Source organism: Prochlorococcus marinus, assembly GCF_001180245.1.
GTDB classification, from domain to species: domain Bacteria; phylum Cyanobacteriota; class Cyanobacteriia; order PCC-6307; family Cyanobiaceae; genus Prochlorococcus_A; species Prochlorococcus_A marinus_F.
Window position 1 is genome coordinate 1 of the sequence record NZ_CVSV01000040.1, and the last position, 25320, is coordinate 25320.

Consider the following 25320-nt stretch of genomic DNA (forward strand, 5'->3'; position numbering starts at 1 on the left):
ATATGGTCAACAAATTCTTCTGGAGTCATAACTTCTGGCAGTGGCTGGTTAACTGACGAGCAGGCAACAATTAATGGATATGAAAGTATATTTAATGTTGATTTTAATAAAAATGGAGTGATTGATTAATATATAAATTTATTAATAAAAAAATTTTCACTAAGAATTAAATTAACTGCCATTAAAAATATTTTGGTTAACAAGTCAAATCAAGCAAAATCTGGAAACTATTTAATGATTAATTGAAGAATCTATTAAAATGTAAAGTACTTCGTTCTTTTCAATAAAGGTTACTTGTTTTTCTATTTCAATAGAAAACTAGAAACTTAAATAAATTTTATTGAGGAATTGCTTATCTAGATTTAAGTTTGAGTTCAAGGGAAGCGCTAGATTTAAATACAAACTAAATATATTTTTAAAGCTATCAAAGGATAAATGCACAGAACAATATAAATAATGGAGCCAAGCGGATTCGAACCGCTGACCCCCTGCATGCCATGCAGGTGCTCTACCAGCTGAGCTATGGCCCCAAATCTCAAAACGTCAGTCATATCCATCTATCTTAAGATCTCTTTCGTAACTGCCGTAATTCCTATAGTACTTTATAGCGTTTAATTAATGGTTTCAGCACCTTAAAATTCACCTAGAGATTTACAAGTTGTAGTATGCTTTTTTGATAATTAAATTTATAAAAAATTTTAAATTAAAATCAAATTTTTTGTTCTGTTTAAAAATGATATTATAAAAAGGTTAAGTTAAAATATTTTTAAATTTTTTATTGAAGATACCTCTTTAAAAAGTTTTTTTTTAAAAATGAAATATTTCACTTTTATAATAATATTTATACAAATAAATTTTTTTTTAAAGTCTTTCAGTGAAAGTATTAGAGGTCTTGGTGAAAAGTCATTAAAATGGGAAATTATTGAAGAAAACAAATCAAATAATCAGACAAATCAAATAAAATGGGAGGTGCTACCAAAAGAAAAGAAATCAATTAACCTCGAGGGTAAATCCAAAAAGGGTAACTTTAAAAAAAATCACAACAGCAGTTTAATAAAAACAACAATCAACAATATATATGAAATAAGTCCAATCATACCATCAAATAATTTAGTTCAAGATAATGAGATACAAACTTCTGTAGAATGGAAATCTTCTTTTGGCGGAGGTAAATCTGGAGGTACAGGCCAGCAAAATAATTCATTTAAAATCGATTATGGTTTAACTGATTTCTCTCAAATTTCAGGATATTTTGCTGAAGCAGATGATTCAACATACAATTACATTAATGGTAAGAGTGCAGAATATGCCTTTCAGACATATGCCTTATCGTTAAAACAAAAAATATGGAGTTGGGAAAAATTAGATTCTTCATTATCTGTTGTTTCTGCAATTGAATATTTCAAGATAAGCAGCGGATCAACAAAAACAAAAAGTATTTTTAATGAATCAAATGATTTTTTTGATAAAGATAAATTCGGCAAAATAATATATTCATTTTCACTACCATATGAAAAAAAATTTACAAAAAATTTGACCTATAGTCTTGTTCCTGGTTTCATTTTTTTACCAAAAAAACTTGGAGATAGAACTACTAGAGACAATTTCTATGGAAATAATTTTTTTATCGGTAATGGCATTACTTTTAACTTATTAGAGGATTTAACTTTACATGGATCATTAACATATCCTTTAGGTCCAGGAAATAATCACTTTGATAAAAATTTGAACTTTAGTAAAAAACCAATTTATAGTTTTGGTTTTAATTTGGATTTAAACGAAAAAATCGGAATTCAAACAAAAATTACAAATAGTTTTGGATCAACTCCCTCAACAGGGATATTAACATTACCATCAAAAAATTTACCACTTTACACAGCAAATATTAAATACATACCATATGGCGAAGACAACCCTCTAAGACCATTAAATAAAAGGGATAAACAAGTAAGTTTTGGTGGCATAACAGTAAATAATGCTTTAATACAAGATAATGGGACAAGTCAATATGTCTTAGATATTGATTCAGAAGGCAGTTATTTTGGGTCATATCGTTACTCACTATCAAATATTTTCCAACTAGAACTTATAAATTTAGGAAGTATGAATAAAGTCAAAGAAAATATTCATATAAATAAAAAATTTACGGACACATATATTGATGAAAATAATTTTAATTTAAGAATTGGAGGTAAATTTTTGTTATTTTCACCTCAAAAAAACGATTTTTTGTGGACATCATTTAGAACCTCTTTAGGTAGAAACGAAAGTACCAATCAAGGATATATCCTCTCTGAAATAATTAATACTTATAGAATAAATAGTTGGCTTGCTTCAAACATAAGCTCAAAATATTTTTTAAGTGGATCAGAAAAGTTTGGAAGTATCGGTGCTTCAATTTATTGGAATATCTCTGATAATTTACAAATTATTCCCGAAATAAATTATTTATTAGATAAAAATTTAAATTCAAACAATACCATTTCAATTAGATATTCTTTCAATGATAAAAAATCAATGGATCTTTATGCATCAAATGCTTTAGGAACTCAAGATTTAGGACAACTTTTAAGAGCTAAAGAAACCAGAATTGGTATTAAATTAAATTTGATTTATTGATCTAAACTTTACGCCACACTGCCAACAGCTTGCCTTGAAAAATGACTTGATCAAGCTCTAACTCAATGGGTTCATAGGCAGGATTAGCAGCTTCAAGAAAAATTTTATTTCCTTTTTTAAGAAAATATTTTAAAGTTGTTCCCAAGCCAGGAACCAAAGCACTTACAATATCTCCATTTCTAAGCGAATAATAATCTTTAATCGGTTCCATCAAAACCATATCTCCATGTGCGATGCAAGCATCAATCATAGAATCACCATTTACGGTCAGCGCGAAAACATTCTTTTTTTGTAAAACTTCAGATAAATCCAAATTTTCATTAACGTCAGAAAAAGTTTCTATTAACCCTCCTGCAGCAACTGAACCCATAATTGGAACTTTACTTGCAATTTCGTCTACTATTTGCATAGTTCTAGCTTTACCTTCTTGCCATGATATGTATCCTTTCTCTTGTAAGTGTTTTAAACGACTTTGAATTGGAGCAGGAGATTTGAGACCCATAGCTTGCATCATTTGCCTAATTGAGGGACTGTGCTGAAATTCCATCATATAGTTCTTTATCCATGCATATAGCTCGTTCTGCGCATCTGTGAGATTATTACTTTCAGAAGTTGTCATAAAAACATTTGTACTCTAATACATTTGTACCTCTTTAAAAGTAAAATTGCAATCTTTTATTAGAGAAGGCAAGACAGAAGTGCCTGTTGTGCATGCATTCTATTTTCTGCTTGTTCAAAAATTCTACTTTTTTTACTTTCAATTACTTCATCAGTTATTTCTTTAGCTCTATAAGCGGGAAGACAATGAAGAATAATTGCATCTTTATCAGCCTTTCTTACTAAATTCTGATCAATCGTAAATCCAACAAAGTCTTTATCTTTAACTTCTTTTTTATTCTCTTCCCCCATTGATGACCAAACATCTGTATATAAAACATTTGCTCCGCGCACTGCAGTTATAGGATCATTAGTGATTTTTAAAAGGTTTTTATTCTTATATATTTTTTTGGCTCTATTGATTACCAAATTATTAGGTTCATATCCATAGGGGCATGCAATTCTAACTTCCATCTCTAATAAAGCTCCACACAAAATTAGAGAGTTGGCGACATTGTTACCATCACCTATAAACGTCAAAACTACATTTTCAAAATCATTAAACTCCTCTTTAATTGTCATGTAATCAGCCAAAGCCTGGCAAGGATGTTCTAAATCTGTAAGGGCGTTAATAACTGGCTTAGAAGACCATTTTGCATACTCCTCTAGATCAGTTTGTTTAAAGGTTCTTATCGCAAGCACATCGCAATATTTACTTAATACTCTTGCTGTATCTCTTATTGGCTCGCCCCTCCCAATTTGGGAAGTACTGGGATTCAGATCAACTGTAGTACCTCCAAGTCTAGACATTGCGACCTGAAAACTAACCCTTGTTCGAGTAGAAGACTTATCAAAAACTAGACCTAAAACCTTATCCTTGAGTTCAATATTTAAGTCATTATTTTTAAAATTTTGTGCGATATCTAGAATATGAAACAACTCATGACTTGAAGTATCCAAGCTTGATAAAAAATTTTTATTAGCAAGCTTGATTGGCTTTAGCATTTAACTTTGTATGAGGATCTCAATTCTACTATGCAGGCATTTTACTTTCCGCTAAAAGAGTCTTGAGATCTTCCCCTTCAATAACTTCTTCTTCGAGAATTTTTTGAGAAATCGATTCAAGAAGAGATAAATTATTTCTCAAAATATTGAGTGCAGTTTCATGCGCATCATCAACCAAGTCTCTTACTTCTTTATCTATTGCTTGAGCAGTAGCATCACTAACAGATCTCCTTGGATTATTACCATTTCCTAAAAACTGACCTCCACCTTGTTTGTCGTAAGCAAGGGGGCCAAGTATTTCACTCATTCCAAATGTACCAACCATTTGTTCGGCTATATCAGTTGCTCTTTGTAAATCATTTGAAGCTCCTGTAGTAATCTTTCCGAAGACAACCTCCTCTGCAGATCTTCCTCCAAGAAGTGTAGCAATTTGTCCTTTTAATTCCTCTTTAGAATTCAAAAATCTTTCTTCAGTAGGTAATTGAAGGGTATAACCTAACGCACTCATGCCTCTAGGTACAATAGAAATCTTCGCAACTTTAGAGCCTCCAGGCATAAGATGACCAACAATTGCATGACCGACTTCGTGGTAAGCAACTACTTTCTTTTCATCATCTTGCAAAACACGACTCTTCTTTTCCAATCCAGCAACAACTCTTTCTATCGCTTCACTTAGGTCTTGTTGTTCTACACTTTTTCTTTTTGCTCTAGCTGCAAGTAAAGCAGCCTCGTTTACCATGTTAGCTAAATCGGCTCCAGCGAATCCACTGGTAGCTTGAGCGATAGAATCTAAATCTATTGAGTCTGCAAGTTTAACTTTTTTTGTGTAGATCTCCAATATAGTTTTTCTGCCTGACAAATCTGGTCTATCCACTAAAACTTGTCTATCAAATCTTCCTGGTCTTAGAAGTGCCGCGTCAAGCACTTCAGGCTGGTTTGTAGCAGCAAGTACTATAACTGGCTTATCAGTTGAGGCGAAACCATCCATTTCAGTCAGAAGCTGATTAAGAGTTTGTTCTCTTTCATCGTTACCTCCTACAACTCCCATTGAGCCAGAGCGACTTTTACCAATTGCGTCTAATTCATCAATAAAGATAATGCAAGGAGCTTTTTTCTTAGCTTGTTCAAATAGATCTCTTACTCTAGCAGCACCTGCACCTACAAAAAGTTCAACAAATTCAGAACCCGAAATAATAAAGAAAGGGACTTCTGCTTCGCCAGCTACAGCCTTAGAAAGAAGAGTTTTTCCTGTTCCTGGAGGTCCTACAAGGAGTACACCTTTAGGTATTCTTGCTCCAATATCAGTATATCTTTCTGGTTTTTTTAAAAAATCAACTATTTCTGTTAATTCGTCCTTAGCTTCATCAACTCCTGCTACATCTGCGAATGTTACTTTTGATTCGTCATCTGGTACATAAACCTTAGCTTTACTCTTAGTAAAACTTAAAGCACCTTGAGCACCTCCGCCTCCCATACTTCTTCTAGCAAAAAATTGTAAGACAAGTATAAAAATCAAAGGAGGAACAACCCAGCTCAATATAGTTGAGAAAAAATTAGGTTTCTTTGGAGGAGCAGCAGCGAATTCAACTCCTTTACTTTCTAACCTTTGAGGAAGATCCATATCAAAAATTGGGGTTGTTGCCAACACTGCGGGGGCACCCTCTTCAGCTCCATTTAACTCATATCTGATTTGTTCTTGAGTAATATATGCTCTCTTTACCTCTCCGTCATTAACTTGATCAATAAATAGCGAGTAAGGAACCCTAGGGATTTGCATATTTTGATTAGGGAAAAGGCTACTAAATAAAAGTAGTGCTCCAACTCCTATCAAAATGATATTTACTATTCCAAATCTTCTATTAGGTTGATTATCGTCTTGTCTTATTGGCATAATTGTGGTCAAATTTGAACTTATTATAAACTAAACCAACAGTTTCCGTATCTGTATTGTTTTTTTTGGGTGAGAACCGTACGGTACTTTAACCCATATAAAATATCTTAAAAATTAATTTTTGAATGAACTCATAACACATATATCATCACCAATCAAACTAAGCCGAGATTTGCTTAATTTAATAATTTCTTGCATTTCTTCAAACTCAAAATCCCCAAGGGGATTCATACTATTTTCTCCGCCTAAAATTTTTGGAGCAATAAAAGTTATAATTTCCTGAATACAATTAGATTTAATAGCGGCAGTAGCTAATCGAGGGCCACATTCCCACAAAACTTTATTACATCCCCTTTTAGCAAGTATTTTTGAAATTAACTCTGGATTATCTGACGATACCTTTTCAACCTCAACAGACTTTGGAATCCTAGTGAGGTAGTTTTCATTTGCCGTTGAAGAATCATAAATAACTATTGTTTTTGCCTTATTACAATCCCAAAGATTAGTATTTGTTGGCAGGTCTAAACTTTTTGTAAAAACAACTCGCAAAGGCTCAGGATTTTTTAAACCTCTAGTAGTCAAAAGAGGATTATCTCTTCTTAATGTGTTCCCGCCAATGATTATTGCATCAAATTCTGCTCTAAAAGAGTGCACTAATGACCTTGATTCTTCATTAGTAATCCATTTACTTTTTCCATTTTTTAAAGCTATTCGTCCATCAATACTCATTGCCCATTTAAAAACACCAAATGCCTTTTTAGTAATATTCCTATAAATGAAAGCCTTATTTAAATCTAAGGATTCCTTTTTACATAATCCTAAGTGAACTTGTATTCCAGCTTCTTTTAACAGCTTGATACCTTTACCAGCGACTCTTACATCAGGGTCTTGAATAGATATATAAGCCTTTTTTATACCAGAGGATATCACACTATCTACACATGGAGGTGTTCTACCCTGGTGACAGCAAGGTTCAAGATTTACATAAATTGACCCACCTCTAGCATCTTTTTTTAAATTATTAAAAGCCATCGCTTCAGCATGAGGCATACCAGCCTTGTAATGAAATCCTTCTGCAATAAGCTTTCCATTCTTATCAAGTATCACTGCTCCCACCCTTGGGTTAGGACTCGATGTATTTTTGCCTAAAGAAGCTAAAAAAATAGCTCTTTTCATCCACTTTACATGGCTTACATTTTTTTCAGACATCTCCAAAAATCAAATTCAGTTAATTGATCTCCACTCTTTGACAACGAAAGGAGGCACAGGTAAATCAGAAAAAACCCCTGACAAAGATAATCTTAATGGTCTATTTTTATCTAAATTTTGTATAAATTCCTCAAGATCAAATTCTGCAGCGGCTTGTCTTCCATCATTTGCTAATTCCGCATTAAGTAATGTTTTATCATCTAAAAACCACTTTTTTCTTCCTGAATCAACCCTCAAGTCAGTGGGATGGTCAATTCTGAGATTTCCTGGATATCCTATTACTCTCAAGATTAATTTATCTTCAAAAAGAGGTGATTTATAAGCTACTAATTGCCAAGTTTCAAAGTCCAAGTCCCTTAAAAACTCACTACTAGCATTTATTAATTCCCCATTTATTTCTGTTTCTGCAACTTCTGCAGATACTTTTAATGGGTTAAAAATAAAAGATAACAGTAAAAATAAAGGTAATATTCCTTTTAATAAAATTCTTTTATTTGATTTTGTAATTTTCTTCATTTTCAGAATCCATAAGAGCATCTAGAGTTACAGCTGTTCTTACAATAGCTTGATATCTTTTGATTATTTTACGATTTTTTTCTATAACTCGAGATAAATTAAAAGTGTCTTTTTCAGAATAGCTAGATGTTAAATCGCTAGAATCTTCTTCAATAAACTCAAATTCACTATCTTTATTAATTAGAGTTAACAATAAATCATGTAATCTCTTTCTCCTTTCAGACAATTAATTTACTATGGTAACTCGAATAATAATAAAATAATTTAATAAAACATTCAAACAATTTTGTTCTATTTCAATAAATATTGATGACTGAAGTTAATAGAAAAATTCATGTAGTTGGGATCAATTCTTTTAAATTTGAGGATCTATCTTTCAAGTCGCAAAACCTATTTTTAGAAACAGCAAATATTGCAGTTCCAAATTCATATTTTGAAGAAATTAAATCATGGAGCGAAAATAGTTTATTAAAAAAGAAATCATTTTTTTCGAGCAAAAGTAATCAAGAACTTGTTAACTGGCTTAGATCTCAAAAAACTGATGCTATTTTAATTTCTAGAGGAGATCCACTTTGGTTTGGAATTGGGAGAATATTACTAGAAAATTTTTCAAAAGATGAATTAAATTTCTACCCTTCAAATACTTGCATTCAATTAGCATTTAGTAAGTTAAAGATTCCGTGGCAAGATGCTGTTAATGTAAGTATTCATGGCAGAGATCCTACCAAATTAGTTGAGGCTCTTAAAGCAAGGCCTTCAAGTTTAGCTATTATTACAGATTCAAATAATAATAGTTTAGAAATAATCAAAGAAAACTTATCAGAATTAAATCTGATTAACTTCTATGATTTTTGGCTCTGTGAAGAAGTAGGTTTCGACAAAGAAAATATAAGAAAATTAAACCTTAAAGAATCATTACCCTCTGATATATCAAGTTTGAACATTGTTATTCTTACAAAAACAAAGAAAAATTACTCCAATGATAATCTCCCTCTTTTCGGAATCAGTGACCATATTTTTAAGACTTTTGATGATAGACCAAACTTATTAACTAAAAGGGAGGTTCGTATTCAAATCTTAGCTGATCTAGAGCTCCCAAAAAATGGCGTAATATGGGATATAGGAGCAGGTTGTGGGTCAATTGGATTAGAGGCATTAAAATTAAGGCCTAACTTAGATTTGTTTTGTATCGATAAAAGGTTTGGCTCAAAAGCATTAATACTAGAAAACTCAGAAAGGCTTGGCGTTAAACCAAAATTTATTTGTGAAGATGACATCAACAAAATATTGAATACAAAAAATTTAAGTCCTTTTGAAAAACCTAATAGATTAGTAATTGGAGGCTGTGATAAAAAGACTAAGCTTCAAATTATTAATTCCTTGAATCAATGGATGAATATTGGAGATATTATCGTTATCCCAATAATTGACTTTCAAACTATTAAAGAATTGAAAGAGGAATTAGAAGATAAAAATTTCAAAACAAATTTAAATTTAATTCAGACCTACAAAAGCTTAAGTATAGCTGAGGGAATGAGATTAGAACCAAATAATCCTGTTTTTCTATTAAAAGGGAAAAAATAAATTCAAATAATTGCTATTTGTTAGGTTTAGCCACATGGGGCAAACCCCAACCTAGTTTATTTCTTAAAACTTGGAAAAATTCATGATCTTCAAGTCTAATAAATTTTACTGAATGTTTACTTTTTCTTATTAAAAGTCTATCTTCAGGCCAAACATAACAACCAGCATTTCCATCAACAACCATTACCAACCTTTCAGGCGTTGCAGGGAAAACAGTTACTGGTTCTGAATCATTAAAAACTAGTGCCCTTGAGGCCAAAGAATGTGGTGCAATTGGAGTCAATTGTACTACTGGACAATCAGGTGTAATAACTGGCCCTCCAGCACTCAGAGAATATGCAGTAGAGCCAGTTGGAGTAGATAAAATTACTCCATCAGCTGAAATATCCACAGGAGCATGTCGTCCTATAGAAATCTCAAAGTGACACATACTTGTTAGAGGTTCTCTATGAAGAGCCATCTCATTAAGGCAAAGAGACTCCCATCTCCTCTGATCATTCCTCATTACACTAATAATAAAGCAAGTTCTTTCTTCAATATCCCAATTTCCAGCAATTATTTTATCTATAGCCTCATCTAGGTTAGATAAGTAAGCTTCCGCAAGAAATCCTAAATGACCAGTATTAATTGTAAGGATTGGAATTTTAGCAGGTGCTGTTTGCCTTGCAGCAGAAAGTACAGTTCCATCTCCGCCAAGAACAATTGCAAATTCCATTGATGAATCAAACCCCTCAGGGACACAATTCGTATATCCCAAAGGACGAACATGTTGATCGGGGTTTGCGAACCCAACCATCCCTCCAGAGCTACTAACTCTTACAACTTCAAAATTAGATTTTTCCAATTTTTTTTGAACAGAAGTTGCAGTTTGAACAGCTAGTTCCTTTCCATCATTAACGATTAGTCCAGCTTTACGTACCAATCAAAAAATTAAAACTAGGACTATCTTAAACTAATTTGTTGGACAATCCTAATTTAAAATTAAATACTATTAGAACTGTTCCAAGAATCTAATATCATTTGTGTAAAATTTTCTGATATCGTCTATCTGATGTCTCACCATACAAAATCTCTCAACTCCTAATCCAGCTGCAAAACCAGTCCATTTCTCAGAGTCTATTCCTAATTTTTCTAAGACCTTAGGATCTACCATTCCACAGCCCATTACTTCTAACCATTTACCTTTCCATTGAACATCTACCTCTGCAGAAGGTTCAGTGAAGGGGAAATAACTAGCTCTAAATCTTACAGGAATATCTCCAAAAAAGGTCTTTAAAAATTCAAGAACTGTTCCTCTTAAATGACTAAAATTTATGTCTTGATCAATACATAAAACCTCAACCTGATTAAATACAGGGGAATGGGTAGCATCTACTGCATCTCTCCTATATACTCTTCCGGGAGCAATAATTCTTACTGGAGGAGGATTTTTCTCTAGGTATCTTATCTGAACAGGAGAAGTATGGGTCCTTAAAAGTCGATTTTCATCTAAATAGAAAGTATCCTGCATATCTCTTGCGGGATGATTTTTAGGTATGTTGAGAGACTCAAAATTATAAAAATCAGTTTCAATTTCAGGGCCACTTTCAACTGAGTATCCTAAACCACAAAAAATATCTATTATTTCATCTTGAGTTGAAATCAAAGGATGTTTATTCCCAGGGGGTGTTCCAATTGAAGGGATAGTTACATCAATTTTTTCTTTTTTAATCTTTTTATCTAAAGCTTCGTTGTTTAGTTTATTTTTTCTTTCAGTTATTAGTTTTTGCAAATTTATCTTTATTAAATTTGCCTTCTGGCCAATAATTGGTCTATCAGTAGCAGATAATTGACCCATTGTTTTCAAGATAATTGATAAATCACCTTTTTTTCCTAGCAAAGAAACTCTCAATTGATCTAGTTCTTCATGAGTATTAGAATTATCTATATTAGATTTTGCTATTAGAGAAAGATTATTTAGTTTTTCCTCAATTTGACTTAATGATTCAATTTCACTCACTGATATAGTAAAAATAAGTATTGCTTTATCTTACTTAAATATCGTCCATAAATAAAATGTATTGATTAATGAAACCGTTAAATATATTAATTAGCAATGATGATGGCGTTTTTGCAGCAGGGATAAGAGCTTTAGCTAAATCAGCCCAGAAAAGAGGTCATAAAGTAAAAGTAGTATGTCCTGACCAAGAAAGATCAGCTACTGGTCATGGTCTTACTTTACAGTCCCCATTAAGAGTGGAAAAAGCTGACGAGTTATTTGGAGAAGGAATTGAAGCTTGGGGATGTTCCGGCACTCCTGCTGATTGTGTCAAATTAGCACTATCTGAACTCTTGGATCATAAACCTGATCTAGTACTATCTGGAGTAAATCACGGTCCCAATTTAGGAACAGATATTTTTTGTTCAGGCACAGTAGCTGCAGCTATGGAAGGCACTTTAGAAAATGTTCCCTCCATGGCAATAAGTGTTGCTAGTTTTAAATGGAAGAATTTTGAATTTGCTGGAGAAATTGCAATGAATATTGCCGAACAAGCAATTAAGGATAGTTGGCCAGCTTCACTTTTATTAAATTTGAACATACCCCCCTGCGATAAAAACAAGATAAAAGAATTATCCTGGACAAGATTATCGGTAAGGAAATATAAAAATCAATTTTCCAAAAGGGAAGACCCGAGGGGTGATGATTATTATTGGTTAGCAGGTGAAGTTGTTTTAGATCTCAAATCGAAAGGTTACGGTCCTAAGAATTGGCCTAGTGATGTATCTCAAATACAAGAAAATAAAATATCTCTTACACCTGTAGAACCTGATTTATTTTGGAGAGGTAATTTAGATGACTTACCTAAAATTAATAATTCATTTGTAAATCCTTCTTAAAAGCCATAAAGAAAAGCAAAGTCCAAAAAAATGAGCAGCGATAACTTGCGTGTTACTGAGAACTGATAATATTTCAAGACCAGTAATTGGGATATCAGATGTCGCTGTTATCAATTGTCCAGTTGTTTGAGAGGATGCTTGTATAAATAAGGCTCCCATAAGAGCTTGATATCCAATTAATCCAAACAAAATCCCAAATAAATCAACTATTAGTCCTCGTTTTATCAATTTACCAGTTTGTCCTCTTGAGGGTCTGGCGTTGCTTGCGATTGCTCTTCCTGTTCTAACTATTAACCAACCTTGCCAAAGACTAAAAAGTAGTAAAATCAGGGAAATTGTTGTAAGTGATAGACCAGGCGCTAAGCCAAGTTGTCCTTCGCTGTTATTTACAACATTTGAAAAAAGCAAAACAGCTGCAACAACAACGCCTAAAATGGACTGAACCCAAAAGCGTATCCATCCAATGCGCCTCATTCCAAATGAAAGAGACTGAAAATCCATTTTGTCAGACATTCATTTGATTGAATAAACTGTAATCAATCCAAATTTGCCACTAAAATCATAAAATTGCACGTAATCTTTTGATCTCTTTAATATCGCCATCTGAAGTTAAGAGTCCTACCTCAATAGCTATTGGAAGTTTTGATGGCCTTCATGCTGGCCACAGACAATTAATAAAAAGTGTAGTTGAAGAAAATCAATATACCCCAACAATTGCAAGCTTCTGGCCTCATCCCCGAGAAGTTCTTTACAAAGAGATGCGTCTTAGACTAGATCTCCCTAATGAAAAACTATCTATTCTTGAAGATCTGGGGATTGAACAATTAGTTCTGATTCCTTTTGATATGGAACTATCTAAATTAAGTGCGGAGAGATTCGTAAAGGATATTTTGATCAATCAATTACAAGCAAAAAACATTTCTGTAGGTGCTAATTTTAAATTTGGTTTCAGAAGAAGTGGAGATATAAATACAATAAAAAATATGATTAAGGATACGGATATTAAACTAAAAATTATTCCAATTTTAGAAGACAAAGAAGGTAGAATCAGCAGCAGCAGAATAAGAGATCTATTAGAGAAAAGTGATCTGAAAAATGCTTTCAAAATTCTTAATAGGCCTTATAGTTTTAATGGAAAGGTCGTTAAAGGTAAAGGAATTGGCAAAAGTATAGGATGGCCTACCGCAAATCTTGAAATAGATGGCAGAAAATTTTTACCTGGAGAAGGAGTCTACGCATCTTGGACAACCATAGAAAATTCCAACAAAAAAATTGAATCTGTTATGAATCTTGGCACGCAACCAACAATAAATCCTTTATTGCCATCTGCAGTTGAAGTTCATTTAATAAATAAAGATATCGATCTTTATGGTCTAAATCTGTCTGTTGAACCAGTTGAAAAACTTAGATCTCAAATCAAGTTCAAAAATATAGATCAACTTTCTAATCAAATTAAAAAAGATAGAGATAATGCTCTGAAAATTTTTAAAAACTACAAAAAATAAATTACAAATGCAGAATTCCAATACTAAAGACAATGAAGATTTAAGAATTTATCAAATTATTGACGCTAATTTAGATAGAGCCAGAGAAGGACTAAGAGTATTAGAGGATTGGGCTAGATTTGGCCTAGGCAAAGAACAATATGTTGAAAAGATTAAAAATTTTAGACAAATTTTAGGAAAAAATCATTTAGAAGTTTATAAACAATCTAGAAATCACATTGAGGACAAATGTAAAGGATTGACTCATCAAGAGCAATTCAAAAGAAAAACTTCCGAGCAAATAGTAAGTTCTAATTCAGCCAGAGTTCAAGAAGCATTACGAGTCATAGAAGAATTCTCAAGGCTGCAGAATCATGAGCTTTCAAAAATCGCTTCTGAAATTAGATATGAAATTTATACTATTGAAATTGACTTATTAAGTTATAGCAAGTATAAGAAGTCGGAGAAAATTTTAAAAGAAAATGACTTATATGTAATCACAGATCAAAAGGAAAATTTATTGGAAATAATTGAAGAGATTCTAATTGCGGGAGTAAAAATTATTCAGCATAGATTTAAAACTGGAACTGATCAAGATCATCTTCAAGAAGCAATTCAGATTAAAAATCTATGTAAAAGATATAATTCTTTGTTTATCGTTAACGATAGACTTGATATAGCTCTGGCATCTAACGCTGATGGGATTCATCTTGGTCAAGACGATTTAGACTTAAAAACCGCAAGAAAACTATTAGGATATTCAAAAATAATCGGTATAAGTGCAAATAATGCAATTGACATTTCAAATGCCCTTAATGAGGGTTGTGATTACATAGGAATAGGGCCAGTATTTGAAACTACAACAAAAAAAAATAAAGAACCTTTAGGTATTGAAAATATTAAAACACTAACAAAGGATTTAAATATTCCTTGGTTTGCTATTGGAGGAATCAAGTCAAATAATATTTCATATTTAAAAAGAAATGGGTTTAAAAAAGTTGCCTTAGTTTCGGAATTAATGAATTCTGAAGATCCTAAAGAAGACGCTATGATAATTCTAAAAGAATTGTCTCATGAAAATTAGAGTAAATGGAGAAGAAAAAAAAATAGAACTTGATCAAGAAAATGCTCTGCTATCGATAGCTCTTAACAATATGGGATATAAACCAAACACAATTGTAGTAGAGTTAAATAATTTAATTATAAATTCAACGAAATGGGAAAAAGTGAAGCTTAAAGATGGCGATAATTTAGAAATTGTTTCAATAGTTGGTGGTGGATAAAACAAAAATATTTAATTTATTAAAAATCTTCATATTTTTTTAAGTTTAGGCTTGAAACAATAACCAAATTTCTCCTTTTTTCGTTTTATATTTTTATTACTTAAATTTAAAAATGAAAGAAAAAATTGATAACAATTCAAGGTCTCTAAAATGGGAGCAAAATGGGGAGTTAGCACATAAAGACCTTTCTGAGCTAATTGAAAGGTTAAAAAATGTAGAAAGTGAACATACCTCATCTGAGTTGTCTAGATTAGGTACAAAATCAAACATAAAAGATTAAATTTGTTACTTGGATCTTGTTTTTATAAAAATTTGTACCAAATTAAAAATACTGAATATAAAAATAAATGCCGAAAAGATTTCCAGAGTGGGTAAATACAGAAGTAGTGATAAAAGCAATCAAAATGAAAGAGGAAGGTATGCTATCAAAACAACTTAATTTATGGATAGAAAACCTATTAGAAATAGAAAAAAAGTGATTATTTAGGAAATACTTTTAATAATTCTAAGAGCGGCCATTGCTGCTCCGTAACCATTATCTATATTCATAACTGCTACACCTGGAGAACAACTTGACAACATACTATTTAAAGCAGTTTCTCCATCTTTGCTAACTCCGTATCCGACTGAGACAGGTACTGCAATTATTGGTTGTGCCAGCAATCCACCCACAACCGTTGCCAAAGCTCCTTCCATTCCCGCACAAACTATCAATACATCATATTTATTAATCTCTTCTAACTGACTCATCAATCGATGAAGTCCAGCTACTCCAACATCTATAAAAGATTGACAATTCACTCCATAAATTTCAAGCGCTAATTGTGCTTCAAGCGTTACGGCCAAATCGCTTGAGCCGCCTGAAATTATGGCAACTTTCTTATTAGTATTTATTTTATTCAAATTTTTCCCAATTGTTAGACAATTTGCTTCTTCATAGAATCGCGCATCTTCATACAAATTTAAAAGATAATTAGCCTTTTCATTATTAATCCTAGTAATGAAAACAACCTCATTTTTACTTAATACATTTTCAGATAATCTCTCTAATTGGTCGATACTCTTATCTTGACCCCAAATAGCCTCAATGAGTCCAAGCCTATCTCTTCTTTGAAAATCAAACTTTATATCAAAATTCATCCTTGCTTATCTAACTCTCCCTCATAAATTAATTCAAAAGGATTATTTTCTACATTTAAGGCAGTTTTAACATTATCTTCAAATTTTTCTTGGACTATATTTACTTCTGACATTGGTATGTTTTTCCATAATTTTTTACTTTTCCAATTTACCAATATTAAAGCTTCTTCTTTTTCTTTATCCCAAAATAATTGTCTCCCCATAAAACCCTCTTGAGAAGATAACCATGGATCCCAGATTTCTTTTTCAGCATTTAACCATGCTGCTTTTGAAACGGCAGGAACTTTAAGTCTTAATTCCTCTACAACCATTTCATCTTGAAAACTATCCATTGTAATAGCTTTTAAATTAGGAATATCAGATTGAAAAATTAAAACTACTAAGCAAACTAATAATAAACAAAATCGTTGAATTTTTTTTTTCAAATTTAAATTAAATCTCATTTTTTCTCAAGTAGAACTATCGAATGACAACTTATACCCTCTTCTCTCCCTTCTGGACCCAATTTTTCATTCGTAGTTGCTTTAATACCAATTAAATTCTCATCAATATTTAAGATTTCAGAAATGTTTTTTTTCATTAGTTTTATATGTGGCATGATTTTTGGCCTTTCGGCAACAAGAACACTATCAACATTATTTATTTCCCAACCATCATGTCTTATCAAATCAATTACTTTTGATAACAAAAACAAGCTATCAGCATTTTTCCATTTTTCATCAGACGGGGGGAAATACTTTCCTATATCGCCAAGCGAAAGTGCTCCCAATAATGCATCCATTATTGAGTGACTTAAAACATCAGCATCACTATGACCATCCAATCCTAAATTTTCAGGATGATGTAATTTTACACCTCCAATAATTAAATCTCTATCCTCTACTAGTCTGTGAATATCGTATCCATTACCTATTCTAAATTTCATGAATTGATTATTTTCTTTTATTATTCTCTTACTTTGTGGGAATTTTTTGTAGTTTTCTCTTGAAATTAAGTCACTTCTTCTCTCCAATGTTCTTTCAAAACTTTTTCTTCTTCTCCATGATTTAATCTCTTCATGATTACCGCTCACTAGAATATCTGGCACTTTCATATCTCTAAAAGTTAACGGCCTAGTATATTGAGGATATTCTAATAAAGAAGAATTATGACTCTCATCGACTAAGGAGTCTGGATCACCAAGAGTTCCTGGTAATAATCTAGTCAAACCGTTAATTATAGATACAGCGGGTATTTCACCTCCAGAAAGTACATAATCGCCTATCGATATCTCTTCATCAGCTAAACATCTAATCCTTTCATCAAAACCTTCATATTGACCACAAATAATTATTATTTGATCCAAAGTGGACCATCTCGCAAGATCCTTTTGCTTTAAGACTTTACCCTGTGGGGTCATCAGCAAAGTTTTACTTTTTGGTAATTTTCTAATTGATTCATATGCCTTATAAATAGGTTCAGGTTTTAATACCATACCTGCTCCTCCTCCGTAAGGCTTATCATCTACTTGTCTGTAAGAACCTTCTCCATATTCTCTTAAATCATGTAAATTTACATCGATCAAATTCTTATCTAGAGCTTTTGTTATGACCCCTAAATTATTTATTAATTCAAAAGCTTTAGGGAACAACGTAATTACATCAAAATTAAAATCACTCATCTAGAAATCTTCCTCAAAACCAAACTCAATTAACCTTGATTCTTTTTTTCTCCAATTTGGAACAACTTTCACAAACAACTCTAGGTGAACTGGACCATCAATTAATTTTGACATATTTGATCTTGCTGACTGACCAATCATTTTTAACATTGAACCTTTCTTTCCAATAAGAATGCCTTTTTGAGTTGATCTTTCAACAATAATAGTAGCCAAAATGGCTGTAAAAACTTTGCCATTTTTTCTTTTCATTTCCTCTCTCTTTTCTATCTTTACTGCGACACTATGAGGGACCTCTTCTCTTGTATTTTTCAATACCTGTTCTCTTACTAAATCAGATAATAAGTTATCTAATGGTTGGTCACAAATCGTCTCTTCGCCATAAAGTTTTGGTCCCTCTGGAAGAAAATTAAGTGCCATATCGACTATTTCAGAACATCCCTCTCCTTGAGAAGCACTTACAATTTGAAAGTTTCTATTAATTCCAAAAAATCTTCTATATTGGTCTAACCGTAAATTCCTAAATTCTTTAATAACCAAATCCCACTTATTTAATGCCACAATAAACTCAGTTTTATTTGCTATTAGAAAGTTCAAAATATATTCATCACCTCTACCAGGTTCTTCACTTGAATCGATTACAAAAATCACTAAATCAACTCCATTAATTGCAGATTTTGCGTTTTTTACTAATATCTCTCCAAGTCGATGATGAGGTTTATGAACACCTGGCGTATCAACAAAAATTATTTGGCCATTGTCTGTAGTAAGTATTCCTTTTAATTTATTTCTGGTAGTTTGCGCTATTGGAGAGGTAATTGTTATTTTTTCTCCAATCAATTTATTTATTAAAGTAGATTTACCGACATTTGGTCTTCCTAGTAAAGTTACGAACCCAGATCTATAATTGGCCAAAGACTTTTAATGCATCAATAATAAAATTCTGATCAAAAATGGAAAAAAAAACCATAAATTTAAAAGAAGCTTCATTCGCGCAAGCAATAAACATATCCGCACAATGGTGCAAAGAGTGGGATGAAGATTTACTCAGCGAAGAGGTTTTAGCAGATAGAATCGCAGAGCTAACTAAAACAAGAAATGGGCTCAGAGGATTTTTTGCATACGCTTTATCAGATAAGGATTGTTTTTTGTTAGATAAGCTTCCTTATTCACTAATTTATAAACTGAACGAAGGTGGTGATGCTGTAACAGAAATAGTAGTAAAAAATCTAATAATGAGTTCCGCTCAAATTATAATTCATCGAAGAGATAATAATCATGAATATGAGATAAAATCAGAAAACATTTCAGATAGATGTAAGGTTATTTTAAGACTGCTAGAAACTAAGTCAGTTGCAAAGTCTGTCAATCAAGTCCTTAGAGACTTAGATGATATGGGCAATAGTTTTGATAATTCAGTAAAGTATGACTCAGAGCAAAAGGAATTCATAAAACAACAAATTCTTGATATCGCCCAATAAAAAAGCGTAGAAACAAATCTACGCTTTACGTTACTTATTTACGTTATGTGTTTAATCTCTTCTTCCACCACCTTGTAGTGCAATCATTAATCTCAATATAAAAACAAAAAGATTTATATAAGTTAGATACATACCTAAAGCTCCAGCAAGGTATTGATCATCATTATATCTTCTTGGCATTGTATAGAAATCAACAAAAGACATTGCAACAAATAAGACAGTTCCAAATCCTGCAATTATCAATTCGAGTCCTGAACCTCCAAAAACTCCTGGAGCAAAGAATCCTCCAATTAATTGGACAAACATTGCTATAAGCAGACCTATTAATCCAAGACCAACTACTCCACTTAGTGCTTGACCAACACTATCACTCATTCTTTGGCCAGTGTAAGAGGCAATAACGAAAGTTATACCAGTTGCCAAGGCAGCTGTTCCAACCGAACCAATACCAATTGTTCCTATTGCTAATGCAACTATTCCACTTAATGTGAATCCAGTTAACAAACTAAATCCTGTCAACAATGGCAGTGCTTTAGCATTATTTGCATTATTTGCAGCACTTGTGGCTATAAAAAACAAAATCAATTCTGCAATTAATGCAACTATTGAAAGAGGCTGGAAAAGACCAGGATTTGTTGCTATCAGTGAGACACCAGCTAAAACTCCTAAAGAAGTTAGAACCATACCTCCACCTACATAAGGTAAAGCTTTTTGAACAACGTTTGGTCCAACAATTGAACTAGTTTGCGCTTCACGAATAGCTTGATTGAAATTACTACTTGCTGGCATTTTCTTTATTAAATATGATCCTATTCTACTTGATTTTTAAAATTTCAGGGTACGGATCTCCAGAGTTATAAATTTATTGATAAGCCTCAATAATTTTCTGAACTAAAGGATGACGAACTACATCTTCAATATTTAAATAACAAAATTTTATACCTTCTGTTTTAGAGAAAATTCTCGATGCTTCGATGAGGCCGCTTTCCTGATCTTTTTTTAAATCAATTTGTGTAATATCTCCGTTTACAACCATTTTTGATCTCTCTCCTAATCTGGTCAAAAACATTCTCATTTGAGAGCAAGTAGTATTTTGTGCTTCATCCAAGATAATTAAAGAATTATCTAAAGTTCTTCCTCTCATAAATGCCAAAGGAGCAACTTCAATTATTCCCTTATCAATTAACGAATTTGTTCTATCAAACCCGAAAATACTATGTAAAGAATCAAATAAGGGTCTTAAATACGGATCTACTTTTTGTTGCAAATCACCAGGTAAAAATCCCAAACTTTCACCAGCTTCTACAGCTGGTCTGGTTAAAACAATTTTTTCAATTTTTTTCTCGTTCAATAGCCTTGCCGCGCAAACAGTTGCTAAAAATGTCTTGCCAGTTCCAGCTGGGCCAATTGCGAACGTAAGATCAAAGTTTTCAATTGATTCAACATATTCTTTTTGCCTTATAGTTCTTGGTCTTAAAAATCTTCCTTCTTTTGAACGTGCAAGAATTTTTTTTCCAAGTTCAGCATGTGAAGACGATTCACCCATATTTAAAGAACTTAAAGCCGCTTTAAGATCTACCTCTGGGACTTCTAACCCTTGTTCCCAAATTGGCCTTGTTAGTTCTACTAATGCTGAGGCTCTCTCAATTTTAGATATGACACCGTTCATCTCAAGCTGTAAGCCTCTTATAGTTAAAGAAACTCCTGTAAGAGACTCAAATTTTTTTAAGAAAGAATTACCAGGTCCAGATAATGCTGTAGCGGCATCAGAGCTTGGCAAATCAATTTTGAAGTGACCAGTTTTGGAAACTTCCTTCATCTAGTTATTGAATAAGAATAAAAATTGATCAAATGATTAGCTTTGAGCTTCATTACTTTCGTTTTCAGCTTTACTACTATCATTTTCTTCGTCTTTAGTTTTAGCCTTAGCTAGTTTTTCCTTCTCTAACTTTGCTTTACCAATTGCAATAGATGGTCTTTCAATTTTTTCTAATAACCCACCCTTTTCTAATAAAGTTCTAACAACATCAGTTGGCTGAGCACCCTGCGTAAGTCTTGTTCTTAGAGCTTCTGTGTCAAGCCTGGTTTCCTTAGTTCTGGGATTATAAAAACCTAGTTCTTGTAGAGGTCTACCATCTCTTCTGGAAGTACTATTGCATGCAACAATTCTGAAACTTGCCTCTTTTTTCTTTCCAAAGCGCTTAAGGCGCAATTTAATCATCGTAAATTAATGCATTTTTAATAATAATATCATTTAAAGGTAAAAATATATAAACTATAAATCGGCAAAACCTTTTTTCTTTTTATTATTTTTTTGTTTTTTTATTGGTTTATTACCACTCATCCCTCCCATTCCTGGCATTCCTGGCATTCCTCCCATTCCTGGCATCCCTCCCATTCCTGGCATTCCTGGCATTCCTGGCATTCCTCCCATTCCTGGCATTCCTCCGTTAGACATTTGTTTCATAAAACCTCTCATTCTTTGAAAATCAGCTAGTACTTTATCTACATCTTTTGCTTCATAACCGCTACCCTGAGCGATTCTTTGTCTTCTTGAGGGTTGAGCGGCAAGAACTTCCGGTTTTTGTTTCTCCTCAATAGTCATTGACGAGATCATAGATTCTATTTTCTTAAGTTGATCTTCTCCATCTTTTATCATCCCATCATCTATCTTATTCATTCCGGGAATCAATTTGATCAATCCACCAAGTGAACCCATTCTTTTAATTAATCTCATTTGCTTTACAAAATCATTAAAATCAAAAGTCGCTTCTTGAAGTTTCTTTTGCATCGCTTCTGCATCAGCGAGTTCAACTTCTTTTTGCGCTTTTTCAACAAGTGTCAATACATCGCCCATGCCTAAAATTCTGCTAGCCATTCTCTCTGGATGGAATGGTTGCAGTGCCTCTATTTTTTCACCTACACCTATAAATTTGATTGGTTTACCACTTATTTTTCTTATTGATAAAGCAGCTCCGCCTCTTGAGTCACCATCCAACTTAGTTAATATCGCCCCTGTGATTCCTACTTTTTCATGAAATGACTTTGTTAAGTCTGCAGCTTCTTGCCCAATCATTGAATCAACAACAAGCAAAACCTCATCAGGATTAGAGACTTCTTTTATTCGAACCATCTCGCTCATCATTAAATCATCAATTTGCAGTCTTCCTGCGGTATCAATAATTATCGAATTAAAGTCATTTTCACTAGCAAAATTCAATGCTTCCTTTGCTATTTCTTCCGGTTTGCTATTTTTTTCTTTAGCTGAAAAAACTTCCAATTCATATTGACTTCCCAATGTTTTAAGCTGCTCTACAGCTGCTGGTCGATAAATATCTGCAGCCACCAAAAGAACTTTTTTATCTTTTTCCTTTAAATAAAGTCCTAATTTTCCTGTTGCAGTTGTTTTACCCGCTCCCTGAAGTCCAGCCATCAAAATGACTGTAGGACTATTTTCATTTTCGTTTAATGGAGAATTTTCATTCCCCATAATGTTAATCAATTCTTTATTTACAACTTCTATAAATTTTTGACCTGGGTTTACACCCCTAACTACTTCTTCTCCAATAGCTTTATCCTTAACATCTGTTATAAATTCTTTTACTACAGACAAACTAACATCTGCATCAAGGAGTGCTCTTTTTACCTCCTTCAAAGCATCGTTAATATTATTTTCACTAATTTTCGCTTCGCCTCTTAAACCCTTTACTGCGTCTTCAAAGCGTGACGAGAGTTCATCAAACATTATTAAAAAGTAGTTTTAATTATTATAGATGATCTTGAAGTTTGTAATTACAAGCCGCTCACGAAATCGACCAATTTCCATGATTTATTTGAAAAACCCAAAATATATTTAACTTTAAGGGGATTTAATGATGTTTCATTAACAAATTCTCCAGAATTCTTTAATATTCTCTCTAAGTAATTTAATTCCACTAAAACAACTATTCGAGATGAAGTTTGCGATTCCAAATCAATCTTACGTATTTGGGAATTTATTTCCTTGTAAATACCTTTCTTGATATCGTTCTGTCTTTCGACGATTGTTCGATCAATAAGACCTTTACTAACGATGTTAGAAAGATTTATTTCACTCTTCCCTGCTAAATAATTACTTTTACTTAAAAGCCATCCATTAATTAAATTACTTATGTCATCCAGAGAAGGTGAAGCTGTATTAAGTTCTTTAAATTCATAGGAAATAATTGAAGTAGATTTCTCAGAAATAGAATTCAATTTGCTTGAAGGATTTTTTTTTATTTCTTGAATGATATCTATGTCACTAAGCTTTTGATTTTTATCTATGGCAATTAAAGGTTTTTCAGTAGTAGATACGTCCTGAATTGACTTTTTTAAATTATTTCTTAAAAATCCAATGCCAATACCAAATGCAAATAAGATCAAAAACGCATAGATATAAATTAAATAAGGCGTACGATCAATAATCTCTTTATCCTTTAAGAATTCACCAAAATTAAACTTTAATTCAGCAATTTTTTCAATTAAAAAACTATAAAACTGTATTGGTTTTTTCTTAAAAAATTCCTTATTGAAATCATTTTCTTTGATCTCAACCTTATCATAATCTAGTTTTATACCACCAGGCCAAGGTAATTTCCTTTCATCAATATTGTCCAATAAATTATCAAAGTCTTCAGTCGGTTTTGTGGAAGATTCCTTCTCAATCTGTTGGCTCTGAAGATTTGACCTAATTACAATTTTATTTGATTTCTTTTCTAATTTTTCAATAAATTCTTGAATTTCCCTATCTTCAAACCAAGAATCTAAATCAACCTCTTTTGATTCAATGTCTCTATATCCAACTAAAACATCATTCTCTAACCAATTTTTACAGAAAATACATATCGCTTCTAACTTATTTCCAGGATAACTATTGAGCCAATCTCGTAAATTTTCATCAGAACTACTCGAAAACCTTGCTGAGGCCTGTTCAATATCAGCTAAAAGCAAATCTAGACAACCAACTAGAGGCATTGAATCAAGACCAGATAAATTTAGTTTTTTTAAAATTCTCCTCGCTTCAAATAATTTTTCTGGCTTTCTTCTAGAGAAACCAATAGCTGTTAAGGATAGAAAAGCTAAAAATCCTGCTTCTAATGATCCTCTTTTTTGTAATTCAAGAAACAAATCAATCTGTTCTTGCACTGTCAAAAATGGCTTAATTTGTTGAAAAAAAGCTTCAAACTCTTGCTGATTTAAATAATCTTTATATTCAGATTTATTATTACCTTCTAAACCACCTCTTTTGATTATTAAATTTTCCAACATACTTAAGCCTTTTTTATGAGACTCTTGATCATTTAGATCCCTACTAAGTAGATCTAGGATTCTGTAAGGAAGCAAAGCAACCAAGTCTTCTTCAAGTTCTTTTCTTATGTCTCCAAGCTTTCCCATTCTTTGTAGAAGTTGTATTCCTTCATGTAAAAAGTCGGCCGCGTTTGAATAGGATCTAAGCTGTTGTTCTTGAATTGCGGAATCTCTAGCTGTTAAAGCAGCCAATAATGTTAAATCAGCTTCTCTACTACTCCCTAAAGCTGGAGTTTGTGGGGGCTGCAATGCTTTTCTCGTGATTTTAAACGCTTCTTTTGGTGAACCCGATTCCCAAAGAAGTATTAATCCCGCTACTTCTCTATTTGAGGAAAAATCCAATCCAGAATTCCCATTTAATAACAAATTTTCATACTCTCTTCTGCTTTCTGGATCTGTAAGTAGATCGGCAGTAAGGCGGAGCAACTCAGATCTTTGAGTTAATACTTCATAAGTAAAACCCTCATCAGGTGTTTTATCTAAACGCAATTGAAACGCCCTTAGTATTTCCTCAGAAGTTGCAGAGGGGCTTACGCCAATTAAACGAAAATGGTCTAAAGGAAGTTCCAAACAAATATCCTATTGAAAATTCTTAGACAAATTTTATCAAGTTAAAATTTTTTTTCACAAGGTCTTACAGAGTTATTAA

27 protein-coding genes and 1 tRNA gene are annotated in these 25320 nt (G+C 32.5%); 9 read left to right on the top strand and 19 right to left on the bottom strand.

The window, feature by feature from the left end; genetic code table 11:
• Positions 1-457: 457 nt before the first annotated feature.
• A tRNA-Ala gene (locus AMO19_RS01255) sits at positions 458-530 on the bottom strand.
• A gap of 283 nt (positions 531-813) precedes the next feature.
• Between AMO19_RS01255 and AMO19_RS01260 the strand changes: the two genes are divergently transcribed.
• Entirely contained in the window at positions 814-2619 is a 1806-nt protein-coding gene (locus AMO19_RS01260; protein ID WP_075507012.1) for a hypothetical protein, read from the top strand.
• A 1-nt stretch (position 2620) separates the two neighbouring features.
• Here the strand turns inward: AMO19_RS01260 and lexA are convergent, their stop codons facing one another.
• From lexA to AMO19_RS01290, 6 genes are all read right to left on the bottom strand, one after another.
• Entirely contained in the window at positions 2621-3238 is a 618-nt protein-coding gene (lexA, locus tag AMO19_RS01265; RefSeq protein ID WP_075507013.1) for a transcriptional repressor LexA, read from the bottom strand.
• Positions 3239-3297: 59 nt separating this feature from the next.
• Entirely contained in the window at positions 3298-4221 is a 924-nt protein-coding gene (argF, locus tag AMO19_RS01270; protein ID WP_075507014.1) for an ornithine carbamoyltransferase, read from the bottom strand.
• Positions 4222-4249: 28 nt separating this feature from the next.
• Positions 4250-6112, bottom strand: a complete 1863-nt coding sequence (gene ftsH, locus AMO19_RS01275) for an ATP-dependent zinc metalloprotease FtsH (RefSeq protein ID WP_075507015.1) — start codon at positions 6110-6112, stop codon at positions 4250-4252.
• Positions 6113-6226: 114 nt separating this feature from the next.
• On the bottom strand, positions 6227-7321 hold the full coding sequence (ribD, locus tag AMO19_RS01280; protein ID WP_075507016.1) for a bifunctional diaminohydroxyphosphoribosylaminopyrimidine deaminase/5-amino-6-(5-phosphoribosylamino)uracil reductase RibD: 1095 nt from the start codon (positions 7319-7321) through the stop codon (positions 6227-6229).
• 15 nt (positions 7322-7336) lie between these two features.
• On the bottom strand, positions 7337-7837 hold the full coding sequence (locus AMO19_RS01285; protein ID WP_075507017.1) for a DUF3122 domain-containing protein: 501 nt from the start codon (positions 7835-7837) through the stop codon (positions 7337-7339).
• A complete protein-coding gene (locus AMO19_RS01290) occupies positions 7812-8063 on the bottom strand; it encodes a hypothetical protein (RefSeq protein ID WP_075507018.1) in 252 nt (83 codons plus the stop codon). Before AMO19_RS01290 ends, AMO19_RS01285 begins: the two co-directional genes overlap by 26 nt.
• An 83-nt stretch (positions 8064-8146) precedes the next feature.
• Between AMO19_RS01290 and cbiT the strand changes: the two genes are divergently transcribed.
• A complete protein-coding gene (cbiT, locus tag AMO19_RS01295; RefSeq protein WP_075507019.1) occupies positions 8147-9421 on the top strand; it encodes a precorrin-6Y C5,15-methyltransferase (decarboxylating) subunit CbiT in 1275 nt (424 codons plus the stop codon).
• Between the two features lie 13 nt (positions 9422-9434).
• Here cbiT and AMO19_RS01300 read toward each other — a convergent pair whose 3' ends face one another.
• Both AMO19_RS01300 and pheS read right to left on the bottom strand, forming a co-directional pair.
• Complete coding sequence (locus tag AMO19_RS01300; protein ID WP_075507020.1) at positions 9435-10343, bottom strand: NAD(+) kinase; 909 nt, start codon at positions 10341-10343, stop codon at positions 9435-9437.
• A 69-nt stretch (positions 10344-10412) separates the two neighbouring features.
• On the bottom strand, positions 10413-11420 hold the full coding sequence (gene pheS / locus AMO19_RS01305) for a phenylalanine--tRNA ligase subunit alpha (RefSeq protein WP_075507021.1): 1008 nt from the start codon (positions 11418-11420) through the stop codon (positions 10413-10415).
• 68 nt (positions 11421-11488) lie between these two features.
• Between pheS and surE the strand changes: the two genes are divergently transcribed.
• Entirely contained in the window at positions 11489-12298 is an 810-nt protein-coding gene (surE, locus tag AMO19_RS01310) for a 5'/3'-nucleotidase SurE (protein WP_075507022.1), read from the top strand.
• Here surE and AMO19_RS01315 read toward each other — a convergent pair.
• Entirely contained in the window at positions 12278-12811 is a 534-nt protein-coding gene (locus AMO19_RS01315) for a DUF3611 family protein (protein ID WP_025882049.1), read from the bottom strand. The two genes, surE and AMO19_RS01315, sit on opposite strands and share 21 nt — an antisense overlap.
• Before the next feature lie 68 nt (positions 12812-12879).
• Here AMO19_RS01315 and AMO19_RS01320 point away from each other — a divergent pair, with 68 nt between their 5' ends.
• From AMO19_RS01320 to AMO19_RS08705, 5 genes are all read left to right on the top strand, one after another.
• Positions 12880-13803 (top strand): bifunctional riboflavin kinase/FAD synthetase, encoded by a 924-nt coding sequence (locus AMO19_RS01320; protein ID WP_075507023.1) that lies wholly within the window; start codon positions 12880-12882, stop codon positions 13801-13803.
• Positions 13804-13810: 7 nt separating this feature from the next.
• Complete coding sequence (locus tag AMO19_RS01325; protein WP_075507024.1) at positions 13811-14866, top strand: thiamine phosphate synthase; 1056 nt, start codon at positions 13811-13813, stop codon at positions 14864-14866.
• Positions 14856-15065 (top strand): sulfur carrier protein ThiS, encoded by a 210-nt coding sequence (gene thiS, locus AMO19_RS01330; RefSeq protein WP_075507025.1) that lies wholly within the window; start codon positions 14856-14858, stop codon positions 15063-15065. Before AMO19_RS01325 ends, thiS begins: the two co-directional genes overlap by 11 nt.
• A 112-nt stretch (positions 15066-15177) precedes the next feature.
• Positions 15178-15345, top strand: coding sequence for a hypothetical protein (locus tag AMO19_RS08385; RefSeq protein WP_011818895.1), 168 nt, complete (start codon positions 15178-15180; stop codon positions 15343-15345).
• 67 nt (positions 15346-15412) lie between these two features.
• Positions 15413-15544, top strand: coding sequence for a hypothetical protein (locus AMO19_RS08705; protein WP_257008927.1), 132 nt, complete (start codon positions 15413-15415; stop codon positions 15542-15544).
• Between the two features lie 4 nt (positions 15545-15548).
• Here the strand turns inward: AMO19_RS08705 and larB are convergent, their stop codons facing one another.
• The 4 genes from larB to era are packed head-to-tail and all read right to left on the bottom strand — an operon-like array spanning position 15549 to position 18777.
• On the bottom strand, positions 15549-16205 hold the full coding sequence (gene larB / locus AMO19_RS01335; RefSeq protein WP_075507026.1) for a nickel pincer cofactor biosynthesis protein LarB: 657 nt from the start codon (positions 16203-16205) through the stop codon (positions 15549-15551).
• Positions 16202-16648, bottom strand: a complete 447-nt coding sequence (locus AMO19_RS01340) for a TIGR03792 family protein (RefSeq protein WP_075507027.1) — start codon at positions 16646-16648, stop codon at positions 16202-16204. The genes larB and AMO19_RS01340 overlap by 4 nt, the downstream gene beginning before the upstream one ends.
• The gene (gene trmD, locus AMO19_RS01345; RefSeq protein ID WP_075507028.1) at positions 16645-17865 is read right to left on the bottom strand and encodes a tRNA (guanosine(37)-N1)-methyltransferase TrmD; all 1221 of its coding nucleotides are present in this window, start codon (positions 17863-17865) and stop codon (positions 16645-16647) included. Before trmD ends, AMO19_RS01340 begins: the two co-directional genes overlap by 4 nt.
• Positions 17866-18777: a GTPase Era gene (era, locus tag AMO19_RS01350; protein ID WP_075507029.1), complete on the bottom strand. Its 912-nt coding sequence runs from the start codon at positions 18775-18777 to the stop codon at positions 17866-17868.
• A 38-nt stretch (positions 18778-18815) separates the two neighbouring features.
• Here era and AMO19_RS01355 point away from each other — a divergent pair, with 38 nt between their 5' ends.
• Positions 18816-19343, top strand: coding sequence for a hypothetical protein (locus tag AMO19_RS01355; protein ID WP_075507030.1), 528 nt, complete (start codon positions 18816-18818; stop codon positions 19341-19343).
• A 51-nt stretch (positions 19344-19394) separates the two neighbouring features.
• On the opposite strand, the gene AMO19_RS01360 is transcribed toward AMO19_RS01355, so the two are convergent.
• The 5 genes from AMO19_RS01360 to AMO19_RS01380 form a co-directional block, all read right to left on the bottom strand.
• The gene (locus AMO19_RS01360) at positions 19395-20132 is read right to left on the bottom strand and encodes a Bax inhibitor-1/YccA family protein (RefSeq protein ID WP_011818901.1); all 738 of its coding nucleotides are present in this window, start codon (positions 20130-20132) and stop codon (positions 19395-19397) included.
• Between the two features lie 73 nt (positions 20133-20205).
• Positions 20206-21162 (bottom strand): PhoH family protein, encoded by a 957-nt coding sequence (locus AMO19_RS01365; RefSeq protein ID WP_075507031.1) that lies wholly within the window; start codon positions 21160-21162, stop codon positions 20206-20208.
• Between the two features lie 36 nt (positions 21163-21198).
• Positions 21199-21564 (bottom strand): 30S ribosomal protein S16, encoded by a 366-nt coding sequence (gene rpsP / locus AMO19_RS01370; protein WP_075507032.1) that lies wholly within the window; start codon positions 21562-21564, stop codon positions 21199-21201.
• Positions 21565-21618: 54 nt separating this feature from the next.
• The gene (gene ffh, locus AMO19_RS01375) at positions 21619-23088 is read right to left on the bottom strand and encodes a signal recognition particle protein (protein ID WP_075507033.1); all 1470 of its coding nucleotides are present in this window, start codon (positions 23086-23088) and stop codon (positions 21619-21621) included.
• 47 nt (positions 23089-23135) lie between these two features.
• Complete coding sequence (locus tag AMO19_RS01380) at positions 23136-25241, bottom strand: IMS domain-containing protein (protein WP_075507034.1); 2106 nt, start codon at positions 25239-25241, stop codon at positions 23136-23138.
• Positions 25242-25320 lie beyond the last annotated feature (79 nt).